The sequence below is a fragment of the Sorangium sp. So ce1036 genome, from assembly GCF_051369805.1.
GTDB classification, from domain to species: Bacteria; Myxococcota_A; Polyangia; order Polyangiales; family Polyangiaceae; genus Sorangium; species Sorangium cellulosum_F.
The window spans coordinates 6,903,364-6,926,922 of sequence record NZ_JBBMOX010000001.1; the positions used below are offsets into that span (position 1 = coordinate 6,903,364).

At 73.2% G+C, this 23,559-nt stretch carries 17 protein-coding genes; 5 read left to right on the top strand and 12 right to left on the bottom strand.

Annotated features, from left to right (window positions below; genetic code table 11):
- The first annotated feature begins 16 nt into the window (after positions 1-16).
- A complete protein-coding gene (locus WMF31_RS25900; protein ID WP_436604504.1) occupies positions 17-1,099 on the top strand; it encodes an L-erythro-3,5-diaminohexanoate dehydrogenase in 1,083 nt (360 codons plus the stop codon).
- On the opposite strand, the gene WMF31_RS25905 is transcribed toward WMF31_RS25900, so the two are convergent.
- The 6 genes from WMF31_RS25905 to WMF31_RS25930 all read right to left on the bottom strand — a co-directional run bounded on the left by WMF31_RS25905 (position 1,090) and on the right by WMF31_RS25930 (position 9,737).
- Positions 1,090-3,276: an ATP-binding protein gene (locus WMF31_RS25905; RefSeq protein ID WP_436604505.1), complete on the bottom strand. Its 2,187-nt coding sequence runs from the start codon at positions 3,274-3,276 to the stop codon at positions 1,090-1,092. The two genes, WMF31_RS25900 and WMF31_RS25905, sit on opposite strands and share 10 nt — an antisense overlap.
- 174 nt (positions 3,277-3,450) lie before the next feature.
- Positions 3,451-3,852 carry a hypothetical protein gene (locus WMF31_RS25910; RefSeq protein WP_436604506.1) on the bottom strand — a complete coding sequence of 134 codons (402 nt, stop codon included), beginning with the start codon at positions 3,850-3,852 and terminating at the stop codon, positions 3,451-3,453.
- Positions 3,853-3,855: 3 nt separating this feature from the next.
- Positions 3,856-7,317 carry a sigma 54-interacting transcriptional regulator gene (locus tag WMF31_RS25915; RefSeq protein WP_436604507.1) on the bottom strand — a complete coding sequence of 1,154 codons (3,462 nt, stop codon included), beginning with the start codon at positions 7,315-7,317 and terminating at the stop codon, positions 3,856-3,858.
- A 275-nt stretch (positions 7,318-7,592) separates the two neighbouring features.
- Complete coding sequence (locus WMF31_RS25920) at positions 7,593-8,477, bottom strand: DUF2520 domain-containing protein (RefSeq protein WP_436604508.1); 885 nt, start codon at positions 8,475-8,477, stop codon at positions 7,593-7,595.
- Positions 8,474-9,136, bottom strand: coding sequence for a nicotinate (nicotinamide) nucleotide adenylyltransferase (nadD, locus tag WMF31_RS25925; protein WP_436604509.1), 663 nt, complete (start codon positions 9,134-9,136; stop codon positions 8,474-8,476). The genes WMF31_RS25920 and nadD overlap by 4 nt, the downstream gene beginning before the upstream one ends.
- Positions 9,120-9,737, bottom strand: a complete 618-nt coding sequence (locus WMF31_RS25930; protein ID WP_436604510.1) for a hypothetical protein — start codon at positions 9,735-9,737, stop codon at positions 9,120-9,122. The genes nadD and WMF31_RS25930 overlap by 17 nt, the downstream gene beginning before the upstream one ends.
- 92 nt (positions 9,738-9,829) lie before the next feature.
- Between WMF31_RS25930 and WMF31_RS25935 the strand changes: the two genes are divergently transcribed.
- Positions 9,830-11,104, top strand: coding sequence for a (2Fe-2S)-binding protein (locus tag WMF31_RS25935; protein WP_436604511.1), 1,275 nt, complete (start codon positions 9,830-9,832; stop codon positions 11,102-11,104).
- 67 nt (positions 11,105-11,171) lie between these two features.
- On the opposite strand, the gene WMF31_RS25940 is transcribed toward WMF31_RS25935, so the two are convergent.
- The 3 genes from WMF31_RS25940 to WMF31_RS25950 form a co-directional block, all read right to left on the bottom strand.
- The gene (locus WMF31_RS25940; RefSeq protein ID WP_436604512.1) at positions 11,172-11,912 is read right to left on the bottom strand and encodes a heme exporter protein CcmB; all 741 of its coding nucleotides are present in this window, start codon (positions 11,910-11,912) and stop codon (positions 11,172-11,174) included.
- A gap of 8 nt (positions 11,913-11,920) precedes the next feature.
- On the bottom strand, positions 11,921-13,855 hold the full coding sequence (speA, locus tag WMF31_RS25945) for a biosynthetic arginine decarboxylase (RefSeq protein WP_436604513.1): 1,935 nt from the start codon (positions 13,853-13,855) through the stop codon (positions 11,921-11,923).
- Positions 13,856-14,079: 224 nt separating this feature from the next.
- Positions 14,080-14,457, bottom strand: a complete 378-nt coding sequence (locus WMF31_RS25950) for a hypothetical protein (RefSeq protein WP_436604514.1) — start codon at positions 14,455-14,457, stop codon at positions 14,080-14,082.
- 282 nt (positions 14,458-14,739) lie between these two features.
- Between WMF31_RS25950 and WMF31_RS25955 the strand changes: the two genes are divergently transcribed.
- The 3 genes from WMF31_RS25955 to WMF31_RS25965 all read left to right on the top strand — a co-directional run bounded on the left by WMF31_RS25955 (position 14,740) and on the right by WMF31_RS25965 (position 18,312).
- The gene (locus WMF31_RS25955; protein ID WP_436604515.1) at positions 14,740-15,744 is read left to right on the top strand and encodes a CPBP family glutamic-type intramembrane protease; all 1,005 of its coding nucleotides are present in this window, start codon (positions 14,740-14,742) and stop codon (positions 15,742-15,744) included.
- 276 nt (positions 15,745-16,020) lie between these two features.
- Positions 16,021-16,707 (top strand): transglycosylase SLT domain-containing protein, encoded by a 687-nt coding sequence (locus WMF31_RS25960; protein WP_436604516.1) that lies wholly within the window; start codon positions 16,021-16,023, stop codon positions 16,705-16,707.
- A gap of 216 nt (positions 16,708-16,923) precedes the next feature.
- Positions 16,924-18,312: a KamA family radical SAM protein gene (locus WMF31_RS25965; RefSeq protein ID WP_436604517.1), complete on the top strand. Its 1,389-nt coding sequence runs from the start codon at positions 16,924-16,926 to the stop codon at positions 18,310-18,312.
- 328 nt (positions 18,313-18,640) lie between these two features.
- Here the strand turns inward: WMF31_RS25965 and WMF31_RS25970 are convergent, their stop codons facing one another.
- From WMF31_RS25970 to WMF31_RS25980, 3 genes are all read right to left on the bottom strand, one after another.
- The gene (locus tag WMF31_RS25970; protein WP_436604518.1) at positions 18,641-19,927 is read right to left on the bottom strand and encodes a WYL domain-containing protein; all 1,287 of its coding nucleotides are present in this window, start codon (positions 19,925-19,927) and stop codon (positions 18,641-18,643) included.
- Positions 19,928-20,268: 341 nt separating this feature from the next.
- Positions 20,269-20,892 (bottom strand): hypothetical protein, encoded by a 624-nt coding sequence (locus WMF31_RS25975; RefSeq protein ID WP_436604519.1) that lies wholly within the window; start codon positions 20,890-20,892, stop codon positions 20,269-20,271.
- Between the two features lie 212 nt (positions 20,893-21,104).
- Positions 21,105-23,201, bottom strand: a complete 2,097-nt coding sequence (locus WMF31_RS25980; RefSeq protein WP_436604520.1) for a hypothetical protein — start codon at positions 23,199-23,201, stop codon at positions 21,105-21,107.
- Positions 23,202-23,559: the final 358 nt, after the last annotated feature.

Genomic DNA, 23,559 nt, shown 5'->3' on the forward strand with positions numbered 1-23,559 from the left:
TGCTTTCGGGCTCGGCATGTTCAACGGGCTCGGGGTGAGCACCGACGCGACGCGACGCACCTCCACCGCTGGCGATCCGCTGGGCACGCACCGCGTGCTCGATCCACCGGGGGCGCTGCCCCAACCGGCGGAGCGGCTCGACGCCGACCCCTCGCGCCGCTTCGAGACCGAGATCGTCGTCGACGTCGAGACCCTGAACATCGACGCCGCGAGCTTCCGCCAGATGGAAGAGGCGTCGGGCGGCAGCCCGGAGGGCGTGGCGCGGCTCGTCCTCGAGACGGTGGCGCGCCGGGGCAAGCAGCACAACCCGGTCACCGGCTCGGGCGGCATGCTGCTCGGCGTGGTGCGCAGGGTCGGCTCGCTCGTCGAGCGCCGCGGCGTCGGCGTCGGCGACCGCATCGCGACGCTCGCGTCGCTCTCGCTCACGCCGCTCTCGCTCCGCCGGATCGTCGCCGTGCGGCCCGCGTCCGCGCAGCTCGACGTCGAGGGCACCGCGATCGTCTTCGCGTCGGCGCCGCTCGCCCGGATGCCGGCCGACATGCCCGAGCGGCTCGCCCTCGCGCTGCTCGACGTCGCCGGCGCCGCGCCCCAGGTGGCGCGCCTCGCCGGCCCTGGCGACAGCGTGGCGGTGCTCGGCGCGGGCGGGAAATCGGGGCTGCTCTGCGCGGCCGAGGCGCGGCGCCGCGTCGGTCGCTCCGGGCGCGTGATCGGGATCGAGGCGTCCCCGGAGTTCGCCGCCGACCTGCGCGCGCTCGCGCTCTGCGACCACGTCGTCGTCGCCGACGCGCGCGATCCGATCGCGGTGCGCGACGCCGTGCTGCCGCTCACGGGCGACGCGGGCGCGGATCTCACGCTCTCCTGCGTGAACGTCCCCGGCGTGGAGCTCAGCGCGATCGTCGCCACGCGCGACCGCGGAAAGGCGTACTTCTTCGCGATGAGCACGAGCTTCACCGCCGCCGCCCTCGGCGCCGAGGGGATCGGCAAGGACGTCGATCTCTACATCGGCAACGGCTACGCGCACGGCCACGCCGAGCACACGCTCGCGCTGGTGCGCGAGCGCGCCCCCCTCGCGGAGCTCCTCGCGTCGCGCTACGGCTGAGCGCTGCGCGGCGGCGACGCCGACGCGCCCAGCTTGTCGACCCCGGCCGGGAGGATCACGGCGAAGGTGCTCCCCTTCCCCTCGTAGGAGCGGACCTCGATGCGGCCGCCCGCGCTCTGCGCGATGCGCTGGCTGATCGACAGCCCGAGCCCCGTGCCCTTGTCCTTCGTGGTGAAGAACGGCAGGAAGATGTTGGCGAGCACCTTCTGGGAGATGCCCGGGCCGTTGTCGGTGACGCTGAGCTCGACGAACGGCTCGTCCGAGCCGGAGCCCGGCCTCGTCCCGCGGCCGAAGCGGACGCGCGTGGCGATCACCACCTTCCCCCGGCCCTTCATCGCCTGGACGGCGTTGCGGAACAGGTTCATCAGCACCTGCCGGAGCTGCTCGGGATCGATGGCGACCCGGGGGAGCTCGGGGTCGAGCGTGAGCTCGACCTCGAGCTGATCGCTCCTCCGCTCGATCGAGAGCACCTGCAACGTGCGGCGCACGATCGCGTTCACGTCGGTCGGGACGACCGAGCCCTGCGCGGGCCGCGCGAGATCGAGCACCGAGCCCACGACGCGGTCGAGCCGGTCGACCTCCTCGAGGATGATCCCGATGAACTCGCGCGACGCCGGATCGATCTGCGCCTCCGGCACGGGATCGGCGAGCAGCTGCGCCGCTCCCTTGATCGCGCCGAGCGGGTTCCTGATCTCGTGCGCGAGCCCGGCCGCCATCTGGCCGAGGAGCGCGAGCCGGTCCCGCTCCTTCATCTGCGCGTACAGGCGCGAGTTCTCCACGACGACGCCGATCTGCGCGGCGAGCGTCTCGAGCAGCGTCAGCTCCTCGGGCGAGAACGCGTCGCGCACGCGCGCGTCCGCCACCACGAGGAGCCCGATCGGCTCGCCCCGCTCGTCGCGCGCGCAGAGCACGACGCCCGAGCAGAGGCTGCCGAGCACCTCGGCCGCGGCGAGCACGGCGTCCTCGGGGACCTGCGGGCGCACCTCGGTCCGCCTCGCGAAGTTGCCGTCCTCGCTCGCGTCGCTGTGGCTGCGCCGCGCCCGCCGCTCGCGGGCCTCGCGCTCCAGCTCCTCCATCGCGAGCGGGCCGCGATCGAGGCGATCGAGCAGCGCCCTCGCGGTCGCCACCTCGATCCGCTCCGGGACGCGCGGCCCGAGCGAGGCGAGCCGGTCGAAGCCGGTGCCGTCCTGATCGCGCAGGTAGAGCGCCGCGCCGGTCACCCGGCGCGACTGCTCGAGCGCGCTCATCACGATCGAGCCCATCTCCTCGACCTCGAGCGTGTGCACGAGGCGCCGCCGGGCCTCCGCGAGCGAGCGATCGAGATCGAACCGCTCCCGCAAGAACAGGCGCTGGATCTGCTCCTCGACGCGCTCCCGGAGCGGATCGAAGAGCACCAGGATCACGATCGCGGCGAGCACCGCGTTCAGGTACATCGTGTTGAAGCCGCCGATGAACGTGAGCAGGAGATAGAAGATCAGCGCGATCAGGAACGCGACGGCCGTGGCGACGAGCAGGCGCGCGAGCATCTCGTAGGCGTCGAGGAGCCGCTCGTGCCGGAGCGCCTGGGCGAGGACGAACAGGAACACGATCGAGAGCGCCGCGCCGACGGGCGGCGGCTCCGCGCCGAGGAACCAGGCGAAGTCGGCGACGCTGGCGAGCCCGGCGAGCGCGCCGATCACCACGAGGAACCGCACCCGCCGCTGCGTCGCGCGCGACGAGCTCTGCTTGCCGCGCTGGCCGAGCGTGTACAGCCCCGCGGTGAGCAGCGCGAAGACGTAGAGGAAGATGCAGCCGCGCGTGAGCCAGTCGAGCCAGGAGCCCGGCTCCCGGCTCACCAGCACGAGGACGAAGAGCGGGATGACGAGCGCCCCCGCGAAGCGGAGCAGCCGCGAGCGCCGATCCCCGTCGTGGGGGATCATCGCCTCGAACAGGTGCAATGCGAACTGCGGGAGCAGCACCGCGAGGATCGCCGTGAAGCGCTCCCAGATGGACGCCTGGAAGAAGCCGAAGAGCGACTGGGAGAGGTACCAGAGCCCGACGTCCGCCGCGAACGCCGCGAAGAAGAGGTGAACGCGGCGGACGCGACCACGGAGCAGGGTCGAGGCCGCGATGGCGAGCGCGAGGGCCCCGCAGACCAGGGTCGTCCGGGTGCGGAGATCGATCCCGAGCGGCTCCACGCCCGAAGGCTACCGCGGAGCACCGCGCCGCTGCGGCAAAACGCGTCGGGGCCGCGGCGCCGCGCCGCGCCGGGACGACGGCTCAGCGCGCTTCGCCGCTCCCCGCCGAGCGCGCCCCGTCGCCTGGCTCAGCGCGCCCCGTCGCCTGGCTCAGCGCGCCCCGTCGCCCTCGAATCAGCGCGCTCCGTCGCCCTCGGACGGGGTCTGATCGCGACCCTGCGCAGACCCGTGGGGGCGCCAGGGGAGCGGCTCCGGCATCTGCCCGTCCTCCGAGCGCGCGTAGATCTCCGTCCTCGCGCGCTCGTCGTCGCTCGAGGGGCGCACCGCGTCGCGCAGATCGAGCGGCGCAGGCTCGGCGAGCTCGCGGGCGGAGGCGTCGACGTCGTGCCCGACGTCGCCCACGTCAGCGTCCCACCCGGGCGCCGCCTCGGAGGCCATCGGATCGAGGTCGCTCCACGCCTCGTCGCCCTGCTCGTCGAGCTCCCCCGACGCGATCGCACACCCCGCGAGCAGCAGAGGCGCCGACAGCGCAAGCGTGAGGCCCCCGAACCGCCATGTCCTCCAGCAACCTCGCATCACTCAATCCTCCGACGTCCCACCAAAGCCATACTGCTTCACAAGCTGAGAGAGGCGCGGCCGCTTCATGCCCAGGAGAGTGGCGGCGCGCGTGATGTTGCCACGACTTTCGTCCAGCGCCCTGGAGATGCACTCGCGCTCGAGCTCGCGCTTCATGTCGCTCAGGCTGACGCCTCCTCGGACATGCGCATACGCGAGCTCCAGCGGCGTGCGATCCGCGAGCGCCGGCGCGGGCTGCCCCTCCAGCGCCGGCCGCTCGGGCGCCGGGGCGCGAGCCATGCTGGCGAGCTCGGGACCAGGCGACGCGCCCGCCCTCGGCGTGGCCGGGGCGCTCGACGGTCCCGCGGCGTCGAGGCCGCGCAGGCCCTCCACGTTCGTCGTGAGGTCCTCGAGATCGATCACCTCGCCGTCCGCGAAGATCGCCGCGGCGCGCAGCGCGTTCTCGAGCTCGCGCACGTTGCCCGGCCAGGTGTGCTGCGACAGGGCCGCGACCGCCCTGCTGGACAGGCGCTTCGGCGGCGCGCCGCGCTCCGCGGCGATCCGCTCCAGGATCGAGGCCGCGATCACCGGCAGATCGCGCGGCCGCTGCCGGAGCGCAGGGACCTCCAGGACGACCTGCCGGAGGCGATAGTAGAGATCCTCCCGGAACTCGCCCCGGGAGACCATCGCGCGCAGGTCGCGATGGGTGGCGCAGAGGATGCGGACGTTCGCGCGCAGCGGGGTGATCCCCCCGACCCGCTCGAAGGTCCTGTCCTGCAGGACGCGGAGCAGCGCGACCTGCGTGCGCGGCGAGATGTCCCCGATCTCATCGAGGAAGAGCGTCCCGCCCTCGGCGAGCTCGAAGCGCCCGCGACGGCGCGACGCCGCCCCGGTGAACGCCCCCTTCTCGTGCCCGAACAGCTCCGAGAGCAGCAGCGTCTCGACCAGGGCGGCGCAGTTGACCTTGACCAGCGGGCCCATCCGCCGCGCGCTCACCTCGTGGATCGCCTCGGCGACGAGCTCCTTCCCGGTCCCGCTCTCGCCGTGGATCAGCACGGTCGCGTCGCTCGCGCCGACCTTCTCGATCTGATGGATGAGGCTGAGCAGCGCGGGGGCCGTCCCCACCATCCGCTCGAGCGCCGGGGCCGCGACGGACGTCCTGAGGGGGCGGACCGACGCCCTCGCGCACCCCGCGCACGCGCTCGCCCCGCAGAGCGCGCAGCCCCTCGGATCCGCCTCGACGGCCCCGCGCGCGCACGCCTCCAGCCGCGCGAGCTCCGCGAAGCTCCGGCGCGAGAGGAACCTGCGCGCGATCTCGGGAGGGAGCGACGCGGCGATGCGATCCCGCAGCGCGATCGCCGCCTCGAGGTGCGAGCTCGCCGCCCCCGGGTCGTCCTCCGGCGCGCGCGGCGGCCGCTCCCCGGAGGAGGGCGCGTGGTGGAGCAGGACGTGCGCCTCCAGGGCGCGCTCGCGCGCGTGGGCCTGCCGCGCCAGCGCGAGCGCCTCCGCGGCGATCGGCCCGAACGGCTCGCCGGCGGCGCGAGCGCGCATCGCCTCGAGGAGGGCGACCTCGGCGCGGTGCCGATCCGATCTCGCCTCGGCGCGGGCCTTCTCGAGCATCTGCGCGGCCTGGAAGAGATCGCCGTCCTCCAGCGCGATGCGCGCGGCGAGGGCGCAGCACTCGCCGCGCTTCGGGCCGGCGCCGTGCGCGAAGGCGGCGCTGAGCTCGGACCAGGCGTCGTGGGTGCGGCCGCACTCGAGGTGGATCTGCGCCGCGACGTAGGCCACGTGCGAGATCCACACGCCGGGGACGACCGGACCGCAGACCTTCCGCGCGAACGCGAGCGCCTGCTCGGCCTCCTCGATCAACCCGAGCTGCAGGCGGAGCTCCGCGAGGTTCGCGATGAGGTTGACGAGGGTGACCTTGTCCCCGATCTTGCGGAAGATGTCGATCGAGCGCTCGAAGAGCCGCAGGGCCTCCGGGTACTCGTGCTTCAGGTGCGCGATCACCGCGAGGTTCGTGAGCGCGTAGCCGGTCGCCGCGCGCTCGCCGCGCCGCTCGCCGTCCTCGAGCACCCCCTCGAGCATCGAGCGCGCCTCGTCGAGCCGGCCGCTGGAGAGCAGCGCGATCGCGCGGTTCAGGCGGGCGCGCAGCTCGCTCACGAGCTCGCCGCCGCGCGCCGCCTCCCACGCGTCGGCCGCGAAGTGCCGCTCCGCCTCGGACCACGCCTGCCGCGAGAGGAGCAGCTTGCCGAGGACGTTGCGGGCCAGGAGGCGCGTCGCGAGCTCGCCCGCGCAGGCGAGGCCCGCCTCCGCGTGCTCCCTCGCCGCCGCGAGATCGCCCGTCTTGCAGCAGAGCTCCGCCATCTCGACGGCGCCGCGCGACCGCTCCGCGGGCGCGCCCGCGAGCGAGAGCGCGCGCGAGAGCACCATCGCGGCCGTCGTCAGATCGCCGCGCGCGCTCGTCGCGCGGCCGTGCACGAGGAGCGCGGCGAACGACTCCCGCTCCCGCAGCGCCGAGGAGGAGAAGTCGATCGCGAACTCGACGTCGCCGAGCCGGAGCGCGAGCTCCGCGGCGCGGAGCTGCCGCTCGCCCGAGGGCGCGCCGGGCAGCGCGCGCATCGATCGGGCCCAGCGCTGCCAGAAATCGGCGCGCGCCGAGGGCTCGCCGACCGAGGAGATCGCCCGCATCGCCGCCGCCTCGGCGCGGTCCGCCTGACCCAGCGAGGCGAAGAGCTCGCTCGCGCGCGAGGCGCTCCACGGATCGGTCGACAGCTCCTCGAGCGCCTCCGCGACCGCGCGCGCGTCCTCGGGATCGACGCCGGCCGGGTCGACCGCCGCGCGCCGCGCCGCCACCCACCCGCGATCATCGACCTCGATCAACCCGAGCCCGGAGAGCTCGTCGAGCGCGCCCTTGCCCGCGATCGCCTCGAGCTCCTGCGCCGCCCCCCACGAGAGCAGGAGATCGACCTGCGCCGACGGCCAGGGCCGCTGGCTCAGCGCGAGCCGATCGAGCAGCCGCCTGGCCGCGCGGCTCGGCGGCGGCCGCGCGGGGCGCGGCTCGGACGGCGTCGACAGCGCGGCGGCGCACCAGCCCTCGAGCGCGTCGAGCCGCTCGAGCCTCGCGACCACCCGGCGCTCCGCGTCCGCGGCGGCCGCCTCCCAGAAGAGGTGCAGGTCCTCCGGCGAGGCCACCGCGTCGATCGTGAGCGCGCGCGTCCACGGCCGCACCGCCACGTCGCTGCACACGACGACGAGCGCGGCGCACGAGCCCTCCGCGATGAGGCGCGAGAGCTCCTCCAGCACGAGGCTGCCCCAGGCCGCCGGCTCTCCCTCGGAGACGAGCAGGATCGCGCCCTGCGCGACGGCGCTGATCCCCTGCGCGGCCGCCGTCGGATCCGCGGAGGCGACCCCGCAGCGCAGGGCGAGCTCGCGCCAGGGATCCCGATCCGCGGCGTGCGCGGCCGAGATCAGCGAGCGCCCCACACCCCGCGCGCGCCGCGCGAGGTGGGAGCAAACGGCGTCCAGGACCTGCCGCCGTCCATGGACGTGGAACACCCCACGCGACGCGGCTTCACGGACGCGCTCATCGAGCTCCCGGAAACTTCCGGCCTCGCTCGTCGTGGCAGAAGAAGCGCAGGCTGCGGCAACCGATCCCAAGGCACGAGAAGCGTACCTCTGCGCTGAACCTCGCATCAACGGATCCCGCCGTCGCCCCCCCGGGCTCATCACGCCGCCGCATGCGGCGTCACAAGAAATTTTCAACCACGATGCTTGATTCCGTCCAGCAACTGCTGGATGGCGTCGAACGCGGCCGGGGGTGCTTCGCCCAGGGCGCGGGCCAGCGGGAGCTGCGTCGCGCTGGCGGCCACGTAGAAGGGCACGAGGTGCGGCGCGAGCCGGCGGAGCGTCTCGAGGTGCCGCGCGACGGCGGTCGCGTCGCCGCGCCGCACCGGCCCGGTGAGCGCCTCGGGCACGCCGAGCGCCTCGACGTTGTCCGCGACCGTGCGGAGCAGCGGGCCGAGCATCTGGGCGGCGGTCGCTCGATCGACGCCCGCGCGCTCGAGCAGATCGATCCCGCCGGCGGCGAGCGCGGCGGCGCCGTTGGCGACGAGGCCCGCCGCGGCGTGGTAAGCGACCCGGTCGAGGCCGGGGAGCGTGCGCGGGGTCATCCCGAGGCGCGCGCCGAGCGAGCGCGCGGCGCGCACGGCGGCGGGATCGCCGTCGACGTGCAGCTGACCGCGCGCGAGCGAGGGCGCGAACGAGGGCGAGGCGAACGAGATCATCGGGTGCATCTGCGCGACCGCGACGCGGTCGCTCCGCACCGCCTCGAGCGCCTCCGGCCCGAGCGCGCCCGCGCAGTGCACCACCGCGGCGTCCCGGTGGCCGACGAGCGCTCGGTCGCGCAGCGCCTCGGCGCACGGCGCGATGTCGCGATCGCGCACCGCGAGGATCACGAGATCCGCGTCGATGCGCTCCTCGGGCAGCCCGTCCCGCGCGGCCCTGAGGGTGACGGACAGCCCCGCGTCGCGGATCGCGCGCGCGAGCCCGCGGCCCACCTTGCCGCCGCCGTAGATGAACACGTCGAGCCCGGCGCCGCCCTCGCGGCGCGCTCGCGGCCGGCGCGCGCTCGCCCGCGCGCTCACCGGCCGCTCCCGTACAGGCCGCGCGCGAGCACGTAGTCGAGCACGGCGCTCGGCACGCGCTGGCGCACGGCGTCCAGATCGCCCGCCGCGAACGCCCGGCGGATGTCGCTGCTCGAGATCTGCGGGAGCCGCACGTCCGCGGCGCGCAGGCCGGGGCTGGCGTACGCGCCGGCCCCCTCGAGATCCTCCGCGGCCGACGCGGCGAAGCCGGAGCGCCCCAGGACGATCGGCGGCGCGAGCTGCGCGATGCGATCGAAGCGGTGCCACCTCGGCAGATCGGGGAGCACGTCGGCGCCGACGAGCAGCCGCATCGCCCAGCGCGGGTGCGCCGCGGCGAGGTGCTCCAGCGTGCGCAGCGTGAGGCTCTCCCCGCCCAGATCGCGCTCGACCGCCGACACCGATACGCGCGGGAGCCAGCCGAGCGCGAGCTGGCACATCGCCAGGCGATGCTCGAACGGCACGAGCTCCTTGGAGAAGGGGTGGCGGTAGACGGGGACGACGAGCACCTCGTCGATCGGCGCGACGGAGAGCGCGTACGTCGCCGCGAGCACGTGCGCCACGTGGGGCGGGTTGAAGCTGCCGCCGAAGACGGCGACGCGGCGCGCGTCCGGCGCGCGCCCGCGCGGCGCGCCCGCGTGATCCTCAGCCGTGCGAGCCACCTTGAACCCTCACCCCGGGGCCCGCCGCAGCCGGGCCGACGATCTCGCGCGCGGTCACCGCGCCGCGCGCGTTCATCACCTCGATCCGCACCCCGCCCTGCCCGTCGTCGAGGAGCGCCGCGCCGCCCTCGGGGCCGATCGGCCCGGGAGAGAAGAACGTCCGCGCGCCGACCCGCTGGATGAGCGGCTCCGAGCTCTTGCCGAAGACGAGGAGGGACGCCGCCACGACGTCCTCCTCGTCGAGCGCCGCCTTGTCGAACACGAACAGCGCCACGCGCCCGTCCAGGATCTCGATCGTGCGCTGGCCCGGCGGGAGGCTCCTCAGCAGCCTGAGGCGCAGCCGCGCCCGCTCGGACGCCACGAACGCGTCGATCTCCGCCGGCGTCGCGGCCACGCACCGCAGGGCCCGCTCGAAGACGGCGCCCTCCGTGGGGTCCGCGCCGACCAGGCGCTGCGCCCAGCCCTCGACGACCCGGTCGAGCGCGTCGTCCTCGGCGACGTAGAGGACCCGCTCGGCGTGCCCCTCGTCGAGCAGACGCTGCGCGCCGCGAGCGAGCGCGGGCAGATCACCCTGTGCAGGGCCGAGGACGCCGAGGCGCATCGAGCACAGCATAGATCAGCGCGCGAAGCGGAGGACACCTTCTCCACGATCTCCAAGCGACCGCTCCGGCGCGTGTCTGCTAGCGTCCGCCCATGTTTCGGCGGAGCCGCGCGCTTCAGGATCCGGTCACCATCACCCTCGACGGAGCGGCCGTCCCGGCGGAGCGGGGGGAGCCGCTCGCCGTGGCGCTGGTCGCGTCCGGCCGCGTGACGCTCGCGCGCAGCCCGAAGCTGCACCGCCCCCGCGCGCCGACCTGCCTGCGCGGCGGCTGCGACGGCTGCCTCGCGCGCGTCGACGGGGTGCCCAACGTGATGACCTGCCTCCGCCCGGCGGCGGGCGGCGAGCGCATCGAGGCGCAGAACGTCGTGGGCTCGCGGGAGGCGGACCTGCTCCGGGTCACCGACTGGTTCTTCCCGCAGGGGATCGATCACCACCACCTGATGGCCGGCGTCCCCGGCCTGTCGCGGGTCATGCAGTCGATCGCGCGCAAGCTCGCGGGGCTCGGTCGGCTGCCGAGCGCGGCGCTCCCGCCCGAGCCCGCCGCGCGGCTCGAGGTCGACGCCGCGGTGATCGGCGGAGGGCCCGCCGGCGTGGCGGCGGCGTCCGCGCTCTCGGCGCGGGGCCTCCGCGTCGCGCTGATCGACGACGGGCTCGCGCCGTCCGGCTCGCTCGCCGGGGCGCCGCGGCGCGCGGCCGAGCTCCTCGCGCAGCACCCGCTCGACGGCGTGCGCGTGCTCTCACGGCGCGTTGCCGCCGGGGTCTACCTCGGCGAGATCCTGGTCGCCGGGGACGCCGGCGCGACCGTGATCACGGCGCCCGCCAAGATCTTCGCCACCGGGGCGCACGACGGCGTCGCGGCGGTCCCGAACAACGATCTGCCCGGCGTCTTCTCCGCGCGCGCGCTCTGCCGGCTGCTCGCCCACGGGGTCGAGCCGACCGGCCCCGTCGCGCTCGCCGGCGAGGGCTTCTGGGCCGACGAGCTGGCGGGCGCCCTCGGCGACTGCATCGCGGCGCGCGTCCCGCTCGCCGCGCTCGCCGCGGTGCACGGGATCTCGCAGGTGAAGAGCGTGAGCCTGCGCGAGGCGCCGTTCGGCCCCGACAGCCCGACGCGCGACGTGAAGGTCGTGGCGGTCGCCGTGGAGGCGCCGGCGGCGCCCGCGTTCGAGATCGCCGCGCAGGCCGGCGCAGGCGTCGAGCCGGATCCGCGCGCCGGGTACGCCGTGAAGGTCGACGCGCGCGGCCGGGCCGGCGACGGCGTGTGGGCGCTCGGCGAGTGCACCGGCGCCGCGCTCGATCTCGCCGGCATCACGCGGGCGGCGGAGATCATCGCCGACGACGTGCTCTCGACGCGCGGCGCGGCCCCGTGAGCGCGCGGCGCGGCCCCGTGGGCGCCCGGCGCGGCCCCGTGAGCGCGCGCGGGCGCGGCGCGGGAGATCAGCCCTCGATCATGAGATCGAAGAGCCCGATCCCGCCCGCGATGAACACGACGTCGAACACGGCCATCAGCGCCATGTAGTCGGTGAGCTCGCCGACCGCCGCGCCGCCAAAGAGCTCGCGCGTGCCGGCGACCGCGGCGAGCAGGGTGGGCGCGAGCAGCGGGAAGAGCACGCTCGCGAGCACGAGATCGCGGGCGCGCGTGCGCACGGTCATGGCCCCGAAGAGGGTGCCGCTCGCGGCGATGCCCGGCGTCGCCGCGAGGCAGAGGAGCGCGAGCCCCGCGCCGGTCTCCGCGAGATCCACCGAGAAGAGCAGCGCCGCCACGGGGATGATGATGAGCTCGACCGCGGCGACGAACAGGCACAGCCCGAGCGCCTTGCCGGCGAAGAGGGCGCTCCGCGAGATCGGCAGGACGAGCAGGCCCGCGAGCGCGCCGTCCTCGCGCTCCCGCTGCCACGTGCGGCTCAGCGCGAGCACCGACGCGAACGCGACGCTCACCCAGATGACGCCGGGCGCGACCCGCTCGGCCGCGTCCTGCCCCGCGTAGAACGCGAGCGACGCGATCACGGCGACGAGCACCGCGAAGAACCCGCTCGTCGTGACGATCTCGCCCGTGGCGAGCTCGATCGCGAGATCCTTCCGGGCGACGAGCGCCGCCTGGCGCGCCCAGCCGGGAGGGCCGCGCCGGCGGAGGGGCGGCCGGCGCGCGGTCGCCGTGATCGGCTGCTCGGAGAGCACGTCGCGGCTCAGAGGCTCAGGTAGGTCTGATCCTTGAGCCCGCGCTCGTAGTCGGCGAGGAGCCGCATGCCCTCCGTCGGCTTGAGGAGGTCCTGCTTGATCGCGCCGTCGACCTGGGCCTTCACCTTCCCCACGAGATCGCGGTTGTCGTACTGGGTCAGCGCCAGCACCTCGTGGATCTTGTTCCCGGCGATCGTCTCCTCGATGTAGTACCCGCTCTCCTCGTCGTCATCGAGGAAGACGTGCACCTCGTTGACCCGGCCGAAGAGGTTGTGGATGTCGCCCATGATGTCCTGGTACGCGCCGGTCAGGAAGATGCCGACGTAGTACGGCTCGTCGCCCCGGATCGGGTGCAGCGGCAGCGTGTCCTTCACGTCGTTGAGATCGATGAACTTGCTGACCTTGCCGTCGGAGTCGCACGTGATGTCGACGAGCGTGCTGTCGGCCGCGGGGCGCTCGTTCAGCCGGTGGATCGGCACGATCGGGAAGAGCGCGCCGAGCGCCCAGTGATCGAGCAGCGACTGGAACACCGAGAAGTTGCAGATGTACTGATCGGCGAGCTGCTTGCGGAGCTCGCCGAGATCGTCCGGCACCTCCTCCGGCTCGAGCTCCGAGGCGATCTTCTGCATGCTCTCGGCGATCTCCCAGAACAGGATCTCGACCCGGGCCTTCACGTCGAGGTTGAGCAGGCCGAGCTCGAACATCTTCTGCGCCTCCTCCTTGATCTGGAGCAGGTCGTGCCACGACTCGCCGAGGTTCGGCCCCGAGATGTTGTCCTTGATGTAGAGGAGGTTCTGGATGAGCTTGTGCTCCTCGGTCTGGATGTCGATCGGCGACGACATCGGCGTCTTCTCGATCGAGCCGAAGGCCTGGACGACCAGCACCGAGTGGTGCGCGACGATCGCGCGGCCGGACTCGGAGACGATGTTCGGGTGGGGCACCCGCTCCTCGTCGCAAATGTCGGCGATGTTGTGCACGATGTCGCGCGCGTACTCCTCGACCGAGTAGTTCATCGAGGAGTGGAAGGTCGAGCGCGAGCCGTCGTAGTCGATGGCGAGCCCGCCGCCGACGTCGATGTACTCGACGCGCTGCCCCATCTTGCGGAGCTTCGCGTAGTAGCGCGTCGCCTCGCGCACCGCGCGCTTGATGATCAGGATGTCCGGCACCTGCGAGCCGATGTGGAAGTGGATGAGCTTGAACGCGGCGCTCATCCCGGCCTCCTCCATGATCCTGATCGCCGCCAGGATCTCGGCGGTGGAGAGCCCGAACTTCGCGTTCTCGCCGCCCGAGGTCTTCCACTTGCCCGCCCCCTCGGTCACGAGCCGGACCCTGAGCCCGATCATCGGCTCGACGTTCATCTCCTTGGCGACGCGGGTGATCATCCGCACCTCGGAGAGCTTCTCCGCGATGAGGATCACCTTCTTGCCGAGCTTGCGCCCGATGAGCGCCGTCCGGATGAAGTTCTCGTCCTTGTAGCCGTTGCACACGATCAGCGACTCGGGGTCGCTGTGGACCGACAGGCCGGCGAAGACCTCCGGCTTGGAGCCGACCTCGACGCCGTAGTGGTAGGTCCTGCCCGCGTCGAGGATCTCCTCCACGACCTCCCGGAGCTGGTTCACCTTGATCGGGAACACGCCGCGGTACGTGCCGCGGAACTTGCTCTCGGCGATCGCCTTGTTGAAGGCCTCGTTGAGCGACCGCACCCGGTGGTGGAGCAGGTCCTGGAAGCGGATGAGGAGCGGCGTGCGGAGCCCCTGCTCGAGCGCCGCGTCGACGACGTCGCGGATCGCGATCTTGCGGCCGCGCTCCTGGAGCGGCGCCACCGTGAGGCTGCCGTCCGGGCTGACATCGAAGTAGCCGCGGCCCCAGCGGTCGATCATGTACAACGACTTCGCGTCTTCCGTGGTCCAGACGTCGGTCTCGGTCTCGTGCGCGCTGCTCACAGTCGTTCTCCTTGGCGGGGTTCGCCGGGGCGACCCCACGTTCTGGGAGGGCCCACATAGGGCATCACGGGCTCATCAGGGGGGACGTCAGATCGTCGGTCCGACGCAGGACGGCTGGGCGCCGCGCGCTGGCGACGCGGCTCAATTACGATAGGAAAGCCAGACCTTCAAGGGCAGGCGGCCCGGTCAGGTCCGGCATCGACAAGCGCGCTCAGGTGCGAGGTCTAGGCCTGGGCCTTCGGGGCCGCGGACGCTGCCTTCGCCCGCTTCGAGGCCGACTTGTAGAGATCGTAGAGGCGCGGGACCGGATACGCTTCGAGGCGCTTCTTGAAGCCCTGGTCCTTCGTCCGGTTCAGGACGACCAGCGTCTCGTCGATGAGCTTCGCCCGGGTCCCGAACTTCTCCTTCACCTCGCTGAAGGTCGCGTGAAGGCGGAGGAGCTTGGCGTTCGAGACGTGCTCGAGCCCCTTCGATCCGCCCCGATCCGAGCTGACGCGACCGAGCCAGAGATCCTCGGTGGCAAACCCCTTCACAGCCTCGACGAGCTTCGCCTTGTCGCCGAAGCGCTCCTTCACGATCGCGAGCGGATTCTTGCTGGCCATTGCTGAACTCCCACGGGCAGGCGCAGCCTGCGCCGGAAATGCGCGAGATGACTCGCGCGGCATGAAAATGAGGGACGGGCATTTAGCAGAGCGGCCCGGGTCACCGCAAGGGCACACGCCAGGCGATCCACGCCGGCCGCAGCGCGTCGGGGCGCGACGGCCGCGGCGCGTCAGGGCGCGCCGGCCGCGGCGCGTCGGGGCGCGACGGCCCGGCGAGGCAGCCCGCGGGCGCCCGCGCGCTGCCGCTGTGCTGGGCCGCGGATCATGGTAGAGGGCGCGCCGATGCTCAACCTCGGGAGCTGGGTCGTGGCGCACGTGGACCGGGTGCGGCCGCTCCCGGATGTGGGTGCCCGCTTCGCCGACGCCTCGTCGTCCGCCGCGATGAGCACGCTCTTCAAGGCCCTGTTTCCGGTCGCCGCGTACCTCGCGCTCGCGCCCGTCCTCTGGCTCTTCTTCCGGCGCACCTGGCGGGAGCTCGACGTCGAGGCCCACGAGCACCAGCGGCGCACCCTCGCCGCCGGCGGCTACGACCGCCGCCCGGCCGTCCTCTTCACCATCACGGCGCTCGTGCTCATGCTGCAGCAGTACTACGGCGGTCGGGCCGTCTACGACGAGCACATCCGGCCCTGGCTGCGCGAGGTCGAGCTCGCGCAGGCGCTCTCGCCGACCGGACCCCTGCTGCCCATCTCGCTCCGCCGCTACGACGAGCTCTACAGCTATGTCTGGTGGTCGTTCACCCGCGTCTTCGGCTACGTGGCCATCCCGATGGCCGCGTGGAAGCTCTTCTTCCCGAAGGACAGCCTGCTCGACATGGGGCTGCGCGTCCGGGGGCTCGCCAAGCACGCGTGGATCTACCTGCTCTGCCTCACGGTCGTCGTCCCGGCGGTGTTCATCGTCGCGAGCTCGCCCGACTTCGGGACGTATTACCCCTTCTACAAGCAGTCCTCGCGCTCCTGGTTCGACCTCATCGCCTGGGAGGCGATGTACTTCGCCCAGTTCTTCGCGCTGGAGATCTTCTTCCGGGGCTTCTGGCTCGCCGGCCTGCGGCACACCCTGGGGTCAGGCGCGATCTTCGCGATGGTCGTCCCTTACTGCATGATCCACTTCGGCAAGCCGTACCTGGAGGCCGCCGGCGCCGTGGTCGCGGGCATCGCGCTCGGCTCGCTCGCGATGCGCACGAAGAGCATCTACTCGGGCTTCCTGGTTCACGTCACGATCGCGCTGCTCATGGACCTCCTCGCGCTGTCGCATCGGGGCGCGCTGCCGCGATCGTTCTGGGGGACGTAGCCCCCGCCGCGGGGGGTGGTGGGGCACGGCGGGCGCTCACCGGAGGGGCTGAAGTGCAGGCGAGCCACAAAAAGGGCTCGCCGGAACGCAAGCCCAGGAGGTGAGCCCCCGACGTGTCCCACCACCTCCTCCGGAGGCGGAGGCCGCGACGTGCGGGGCGGCCACGCGACGCCGCGCCGGGACACCGGTGGAATGAAGCTCCGGCCCGTGGCGTTCCCTCCGCCGCCGCGGCGCGATTGCTCGAGCGGGCGTTCCCAACCTATGCTGAGACGAGAGATGCCCGTCCAAGCGACCTCCGGCTCCTCCCCCCGCGCCGTCCTCCGGACCCTCGGCGCGGCCCTCGGGCTCGCCGCCCTCGCGCTGCACCCGGGCCGCGCCCTCGCCGACATCTTCACCTACACCGACGAGAACGGGGAGATCCACTTCACGAACCGCCCGAACGGCGACCCGCGCTTCAAGGTGTACATCAAGGGCGATGGGGGCCGCTCTCCCAGGCGCAAGGGCGTGGTCCCGGTCGCCCCGAGCGACAAATCCCTCGATCGCTTCAGCCGCTACGACGCGTGGATCCGGCAGGCCGCGACGCTGTACCAGATCCCCGAGGAGCTCGTCCGGGCCGTCATCAAGTGCGAGAGCGACTACGACCCGCGGGCCGTCTCGCCCGTGGGCGCGCAGGGGCTGATGCAGCTCATGCCCGAGACCGCCCTCCGCATGCAGGTGCGCGATCCGTTCGACGCGCGCGAGAACATCTTCGGTGGAACGCGGTATCTGCGCGTCCTGGCCAACCTCTTCAACGGAGATCTCGATCTCACCATCGCCGGGTACAACGCCGGCGAGGGGGCGGTCATGCGGTATGGCGGGATTCCGCCCTACGAGGAGACGCAGGCGTACGTCACGCGCGTTCGGACCTATTACGCGCGCTACCGCACCACCCGAGACGTGGCCGTGGCATCCATCGAGCCCTGAGGGCGCGCGCTCCGGAGGAGCCCCTCCGCTCGCCACGGCGAGCGCGACGGCGTCGTACCGCGGCCAGGCGCACACCGCCCCCGACGGGGGGCCGCGGTGCTACGATCCGGGAGACGTCTGCCGCTGCCTCTCCCGGGCGGGCCCCGAGAGGTGCAGGCGCAAGCAGGCGACCATCACCTGACGCTCTCTTTCCTCTGCGCGGGCAAGGGTCCACTCATGACGACCACCTCGAGCCTCATCGAACTCACCAAGCGAATCCACGACATCGTGCCCCTCAAGCCGCCGGTCGATCCGGCGTCGCTCCAGCACGCGAATCTCATCGAGATGCCCGACTTCCGGAGGATCCCGGCGTACGCCGACGTGACCGACGAGCAGTTCCTGGATCATCGCTGGCAAGCGAAGAAGTCGATCACCCGCCCGGACAAGCTGCTCGACACGCTGCGCGGCATGGTCTCGGAGGAGTTCATCCGTGACGCGACCAAGGGCTTCGCCCACGCGCCGATGAGCGTCCGGGTCTCGCCGTACATGCTCTCGCTGATCGACTGGGACAACCCGTACGGCGATCCGCTCCGGACGCAGTTCATCCCGCTCGCGTCGCGCTTCCTGCCGGACCATCCGAAGCTCGGGCTCGACTCGCTGCACGAGCGCGCCGACGCGCCGGTCCCCGGGCTGACGCACCGCTACGCGGACAAGGCGCTCTTCCTCCCGCTCGACACCTGCCCCGTCTACTGCCGCTTCTGCACGCGCAGCTACGCGGTCGGCATCGACACCGAGGAGGTCGAGAAGACCCACTTCAAGGTCGACGAGGAGCGGTGGCAGCGCGCGTATGCGTACATCGCGTCGCGCCCGGAGCTGGAGGACATCGTGGTCTCCGGCGGCGACGCGTACAACCTGCGGCCGGAGCAGATCGGCGCGATCGGCGAGGCGCTCCTCCGGATGCCGAACATCCAGCGCATCCGGCTCGCGACCAAGGGGCCGGCCGTGATGCCGCAGAAGATCCTCACCGACCACGAGTGGATCGACGCGGTCACGCGCACCGTGGAGCTCGGCCGGAAGCTGCACAAGGAGGTCGTGATCCACACCCATTTCAACCACCCGAACGAGATCACGGGCATCACGCGCGACGCGATGAACAAGCTGTTCGAGCGCGGGATCACGGTCAGGAACCAGTCGGTGCTGCAGCGCGGGGTGAACGACACGCCCGAGACGATGAAGCTGCTCGTGAAGCGCCTCGGGCACGTCCACGTGCACCCGTACTACGTCTACATCCACGATCTCGTCCGCGGCGTGGAGGACCTCCGGACCACGCTCGCGACCGGGCTCATGATCGAGAAGCACGTGCGCGGCTCGACCGCGGGGTTCAACACGCCGACGTTCGTCGTCGACGCGCCCGGCGGCGGGGGCAAGCGGGACGCGCATTCGTACGAGCACTACGATCGCACGACCGGGATCTCGGTGTTCGAGGCGCCGAGCGTCAAGCCGGGGCAGCGGTACACGTACTTCGATCCGATCGATCAGCTCCCGCCCGAGGGGCGCGCCCGCTGGGCCGATCCGGCGGAGCACCAGAAGATGATCGACGAGGCGCTGCGCGGCGCGTCGCGCTGAGCAGATCCTGGAGGTAGCGGGGGGCCCGCCGAGCGGCGTACGCCGAGGAAGAGAAGAGAGACCCTGGCGAGCTGCCCGGCCCCCGGAGAGGGGGTTCGCCGCGCGCGCTGGGGCCCCGCCGAGCTCGCCTGAGACCTCTTTCCTCCGGCAGAGCCGGAGGAGAGAGGTCAACCGGGCTCAGACACGGCCCGTCCCCAGCGCGCGCGGCGAACCCCCTCTCCGGGGGCCTACCGAGGTTCCGAGGTATGCCGAGGTTCCGGGGTGTGCCGAGCCCCGAAGGGCCCATAGAGGGCCGCGCGGCGCCCGGGACGGGCCTCGCGATGCGCGGCTAGCCCTCGGCCGGCGGCTCTTCCGCATAGCGCGCGAGCGCCCCGGACAGCTCACGCTTCACGCGGTCCACCAGATCGGGCGGCTCGACCACCCGCGCCGTCTCGCCGAAGCCGAGCACCCACGTCGCGAGCTCCGTCATGTCCCCGATGTGCATCGTGAGCCGCACGCCGCCGCCGGGCAGCGGCGTGATCTCCTGGGACGGGTGCACCTTGCGCGTCCTCACGAACTCGGTCACGCGCTGGTCGAAGTCAATCACGACACGCCGGGGCTCGCCCCCGCGCCAGATGCCGAACTGGCCCTGGAAGTGGTCGTCGATGGAGAAGTCCGGGGGCAGCTCGAAGCGCTCGGTGACCGCACACTCCGTGTCGCGCATCCGGTCGAGCAGGAACGTGCGCACCTCGCCGCGGCCCACATGGAGGCCCACGCAGTAGATCGCATCCTTGTAGAGGACGAGCGCGTAGGGGTGAATGAGCACCCGCTCCTCGCGCCCGTCCCGACCGCGGCGGTAACGGCACCTGAGCGGGCGCAGGTCGGCGACGGCCTGGAACAGGTCGTCGAGCTCCTCGGTCCGCGCGGCGTAGTCCTTCGGGGCGAACGGGAGGTAAAGGAACCGCTCCTCCAGCCGCGCGTCGGCGACGCCGGCGTTCGGGCCGCGCCCCGGCCTGCGCGCGACGCCGAGCAGGCGCTGCGCCGCGAGGTCGATCTCCTCGAAGAGCGTCGAGCCGCGCATCGGCTCGAAGAGCCTGCGCGCGGCGAGCAGGGCGTACGCCTGCGTCCGCCGCACCTCGACGCGCCGGGGCGCCTCGCTCGGGGAGAGCCGCCAGAGGCGAGGGCCGCCCGGACGCGTGGCGACCGAGACGAGATCGAGCTCCCGCTTGACCTCGACGAGATAACGCCGGAGCGAGCGAGGCGTGACGTTGAGCTCGCGCGCGAGGTCGTAGATCGTCAGGCCGGCCGGGTGCTTCTGCAGCAAGCTGCGCAGCGAATCGAGCCTGCGGTGCTGCGTGAACGGGCCACGCGGCCGGCCGCGCGGCGAGCCGCCCTTGGCCTCGGCCTCGGCCTCCGGCGGAGGAGGCCTCTTCGAGGCAGGCGGAGCAGCGCTCGCGTCGAGCCGCCCCGGCGCCGCCGGAGGCCGCACGCTCGGCGAGGAGGCGGCGGCCGGGCGCGCCTTGACGTCGGCCCCGGCGTCGGCGGTGAGCCGCGGCGCCGCGCCCGAGCGCGGCTTCGGCGGCGGCGCCGCGCTGCTCGCGAACGGATCCGCCGATGTCCGGCGGGACGCGCTCACGGTCCCGCTCGCCTCGCCGGCGCCCCGCGCTCGGGCGGGCGAAGCGGCCGACGCAGGCGCACTTCCAGAGCCTGTGCGAACAGCGCGAGGCATCAGCTCAGCGCTCTATCGCATCACCCCCGCTCGTCCAAGAGGTTTGTCCCGCTCCGCCCCGGTCGAGCGGCGCGCGCGGGGGCCCAGCGCGCGGGGCGCTCGCGAGGGCGCCTCCGCGCAGGAGATGGCCCTCGACGTATGCAAGCTCACACGCATTGGCGCGCCGCGAGGCGCACGGGCGCGCCGCGAGGCGCACGGGCGCGCCGCGAGGCGCACGGGTGCGCGACCGGCCGCGCGCGGCGATCGGCTCACCAGGGGCGATCGCGCATCGTCTTCTTGTACTTGTCCTTGTAGAGGTCGTGGCATTGCTTGCAGCTCGCCTTCGCGCCGTCGATGTCGCCGGCCTTTGCCTTGGCCGCGCCGGCCCGCGAGATCGAGGCCCAGCTGCCCATGCCGGGCGGCGGCTTGCCCGCCACGTACAGCAGCGCCTTCGCGATCTTGGCGCCATCGCCGCTCGAGGTCGCCGAGGCCATCGTGCTCTTCATCCAGGCCTGCATCGGACAGAGCTTCTGCCCCTTCGCGCCGCACGCGAACTTCTTCTCGCCGCCCTGCGCCGCGCCGGTCGCCGCCGGCGCCGCGGCCGCGGCGCTGCTCGCCTTCGGCGCCGCCGCCGCCGCCGTCTCGGCCGGCGCGGCGGCTGCGGCCGCCGTCTCGGTCGGCGCGGCGGGCGCCGCGGTCGCGGCGGCGGTCGGCTCGGCGGCAACCGCGGCCGGGACCGTCGTCGGCGCCGCCGTCGGGGCGGCGCTCTCGGCCGGTGCCCCTTCGGCCACCGCCCCCGCGGCCGTCGCGTCGCTCTCCTTGCCGCCGCACCCGAGCGCGGCGAAAGACAGGCTCGCGAGCAACAGCGCGAGCGGCGTGATCGTTCTCCTCATGCAGTCTCCTTGGTCATGAACCGGAGCGCTCCCTGGAGCGCGGAGCCGAGGGACACGCGGCGCGGTCCCGAACTCGCCGCGCAGTGTAATCGGGTCGAGGTCCGTCCGCTGCGTTCGCGCGTTCCTCCAGCGCCCGGGCGCCAGGGTGCCCCCACCCGCGACCTGCGGGCGCTCGCGCCGCGGCGGGCGAGAGGACCGCACCTCTCCGCACCTCACTCCCGCGTGCCGGGCATCGCGGCGAAGCTCGACCACTGGAAGTCGTCGAGGAGGGCGACCGAGTCGTTCCAGGGATCGCCCGTGTCCCAGAGCACGAAGCGCAGCTCCAGGATCTCTCCCGGGCTGACATTGCCGTTCATGACAAGCCACCCTGTCCCGCCGCCGGCGCGGTCGCTCGCTCCGCACCAGCCCGGATCGCCGGGGAACTGGGCGGGCGGCCGCGTGATGTCGAAGCCCGTGCCGAGGAGCTGCTCGATGCCCGTGCAGGTGGTCGTGGAGCCCGCCGTCGCGCCGTCGCTGCAGCCGGTCGGCCCGTTCACGCACCGGGTGAAGAGCCCTGTGTTGCCGAATGCGAGGTTCACGCCGAGCGGGTAGACGGGGCCCCCGGCGGGCGGAGGGTCATGGAAGGCGAGGTTCCCGTCCGCCGGGTTCGGCGCCTCGCCCGGGAGCGGCGTGAAGGTCGAGTCGAGCAGGGCGAGGAAGAAGTCGTTGAACCGGCTGCACACCGCCTCCGGGTACTCGGACGAGAGGAAGAAGGTCGAGACGCGGAACGAGCTCGCGTTCGTCGGCGCGCGCAGGCGCAGCTTCAACATCACGGGATCGTAGGCCCTCGCGCCGTCCTGCGGCTCCGGACAGCCGGGCGCGTTCGGGAAGTCGCCGCCGTTCGCGTCGAGCCAGTCCGCGGGCACGCCGCTCGACGTGCCCATGTTCTGGCCGCCCTGGAACGGCGCGAAGCTCGGCCTCGTGTTGTTCGGCGTCGCCTGGGCAGCGGCCACGCCGGTCGAGAGCACCGCGAGCCGCGCGCCCCGGAGCGGCGCGATGCCCGAGCCGAAGCCCCGGCGGATCGAGCGCTGGCTCGCCACCGGCGCGCCGGAGCCGTCGGCCCGGTGGAAGCTCGCGGAGATGACCCCCCACGTGCGCTGCGCGCGCGAGGGCGGGTCCGCCGTCGTGGTGGCGCAGAGATCCATCGCCCTCGCGTGATCGAGCGCAGAGGAGGAGTCGCTCGCGAGGCCCGCGTCGCACAGCGCGATGTCGTCGACGGCGCCGTCGCAATCGTCGTCGATCCGGTTGTCCGCGACCTCGAAGGCGCCGCGGTTCACGAGGACGGGCGTGGTGCACCCGTCCGACGGCGAGTCGCAGCAATCTCCCTCGCAGATCGTCCACCCGTCGCCGTCCTGGTCGGGGGGATTGTCGGCCGCGCCGTCGCAGTCGTTGTCGACGTCATCGGCGCACGTGTCGAGCTCCGGGAGCACCTGGCCGAGGCACGGCCCCCACGAGAGGCCGCTCGCCCTGCACGTGGAGATCCCGGGGGCGCAGGGGCCGACGCCCTCGGTGCCCGGCGGCCCCTGGTAACAGGCCTTCGTCTCGCCGGGAGCGCACGAGCACGGCCCGCGCGCGGCGGCGTCGTGCTCGCACCCGTCCACCGGGTCCCGGTTGCAGTCGGCGAACCCGCTGTCGCAGGCGGCGAGCGCGCACGACCCGGAGATGCACGCGCTCTCGCCGTGCGGCACCGCGGGGCACGCTCGACCGCACAGCCCGCAGCTCCGCGCGTCCGTCGCGAGGTCCCGACAGATGCCGTCACAGCAGGTGGCGCCGGCCTGACACGGACGCTCGGCCGAGCAGCCCTCCGCGCACTCGCCCTCCTCCGTGCACGAGGCGCCGGGGGGACACTCGACGTCGGAAGCGCAGCCCACGCACGTGTGCTTCGCGAGATCGCAGGCGAGCGGAGCCGGGCAGTCGGCCGGAGATCCGCATCCTGGCACGCAGCGCTTCGCGCCGGGGTCGCAGTACTGACCGGCAGGGCACGCGCCAGCGCCGGGGAGGCACGCCACGCAGCGACCCGTTGCCCGATCGCACAGCGGAGCGCCCGGATCCGCGGAACAGTCGGTGGCGCAGCCGGCGGCGCCCTCCCCGCCGCCGCCCTGGCCTCCGCCGCCGTGCCCTCCGTCGCCCTGGCCCCCGTCGCCGGAACCATCCGTGCCGCGGGCGCAGGACGGCATCGTCCCGGCCGCGAGCGCGAACCCTGCCAGGGCGGCCAGCGCTCCGGTCCAGGCCAGCGGATGGCGACGGACAGCGCGATTTCTGGGTGACATCGACGAGCTGCTCCCCCTCGGCGACGTGGCGCACCCGAGGGTGCCCGGTCGCCAGGATCTCTACGATACTCCTCCACCGGCGCGAGCAACGGGCGATCGGCGCAGAGATGCTGCACGGTACCTCGCGGGAGAACCGGGGCGCGCGCTGGGCGACGCCGCGCCGCCGTCCGTCCGTGCCGCGTGCGCGGCGCGACACAGGTGACTGCGCCGGGCGCGAAATGCGACAGGGACGCTGCGAAATGCGGCAGGGATGCTGCACAGCGCGTGCGCTCGTGCCGCTCAGCGCGTGCGCTCGTGCCGCTCAGCGCGTGCGCTCGTGCCGCTCAGCGCGAGCGCTCGTGCCGCTCAGCGCGTGCGC

Excerpts from the sequence above, each read along its gene's own strand:
- WMF31_RS25900 (WP_436604504.1), top strand. The coding sequence starts at position 17 with ATGTTCAACGGGCTCGGGGTGAGCACCGACGCGACGCGACGCACCTCC.
- WMF31_RS25910 (WP_436604506.1), bottom strand. The coding sequence starts at position 3,852 with ATGCGAGGTTGCTGGAGGACATGGCGGTTCGGGGGCCTCACGCTTGCG.
- WMF31_RS25930 (WP_436604510.1), bottom strand. The coding sequence starts at position 9,737 with ATGCGCCTCGGCGTCCTCGGCCCTGCACAGGGTGATCTGCCCGCGCTC.
- WMF31_RS25935 (WP_436604511.1), top strand. The coding sequence starts at position 9,830 with ATGTTTCGGCGGAGCCGCGCGCTTCAGGATCCGGTCACCATCACCCTC.
- WMF31_RS25950 (WP_436604514.1), bottom strand. The coding sequence starts at position 14,457 with ATGGCCAGCAAGAATCCGCTCGCGATCGTGAAGGAGCGCTTCGGCGAC.
- WMF31_RS25955 (WP_436604515.1), top strand. The coding sequence starts at position 14,740 with ATGCTCAACCTCGGGAGCTGGGTCGTGGCGCACGTGGACCGGGTGCGG.
- WMF31_RS25960 (WP_436604516.1), top strand. The coding sequence starts at position 16,021 with ATGCCCGTCCAAGCGACCTCCGGCTCCTCCCCCCGCGCCGTCCTCCGG.
- WMF31_RS25965 (WP_436604517.1), top strand. The coding sequence starts at position 16,924 with ATGACGACCACCTCGAGCCTCATCGAACTCACCAAGCGAATCCACGAC.
- WMF31_RS25975 (WP_436604519.1), bottom strand. The coding sequence starts at position 20,892 with ATGAGGAGAACGATCACGCCGCTCGCGCTGTTGCTCGCGAGCCTGTCT.
- WMF31_RS25980 (WP_436604520.1), bottom strand. The coding sequence starts at position 23,201 with ATGTCACCCAGAAATCGCGCTGTCCGTCGCCATCCGCTGGCCTGGACC.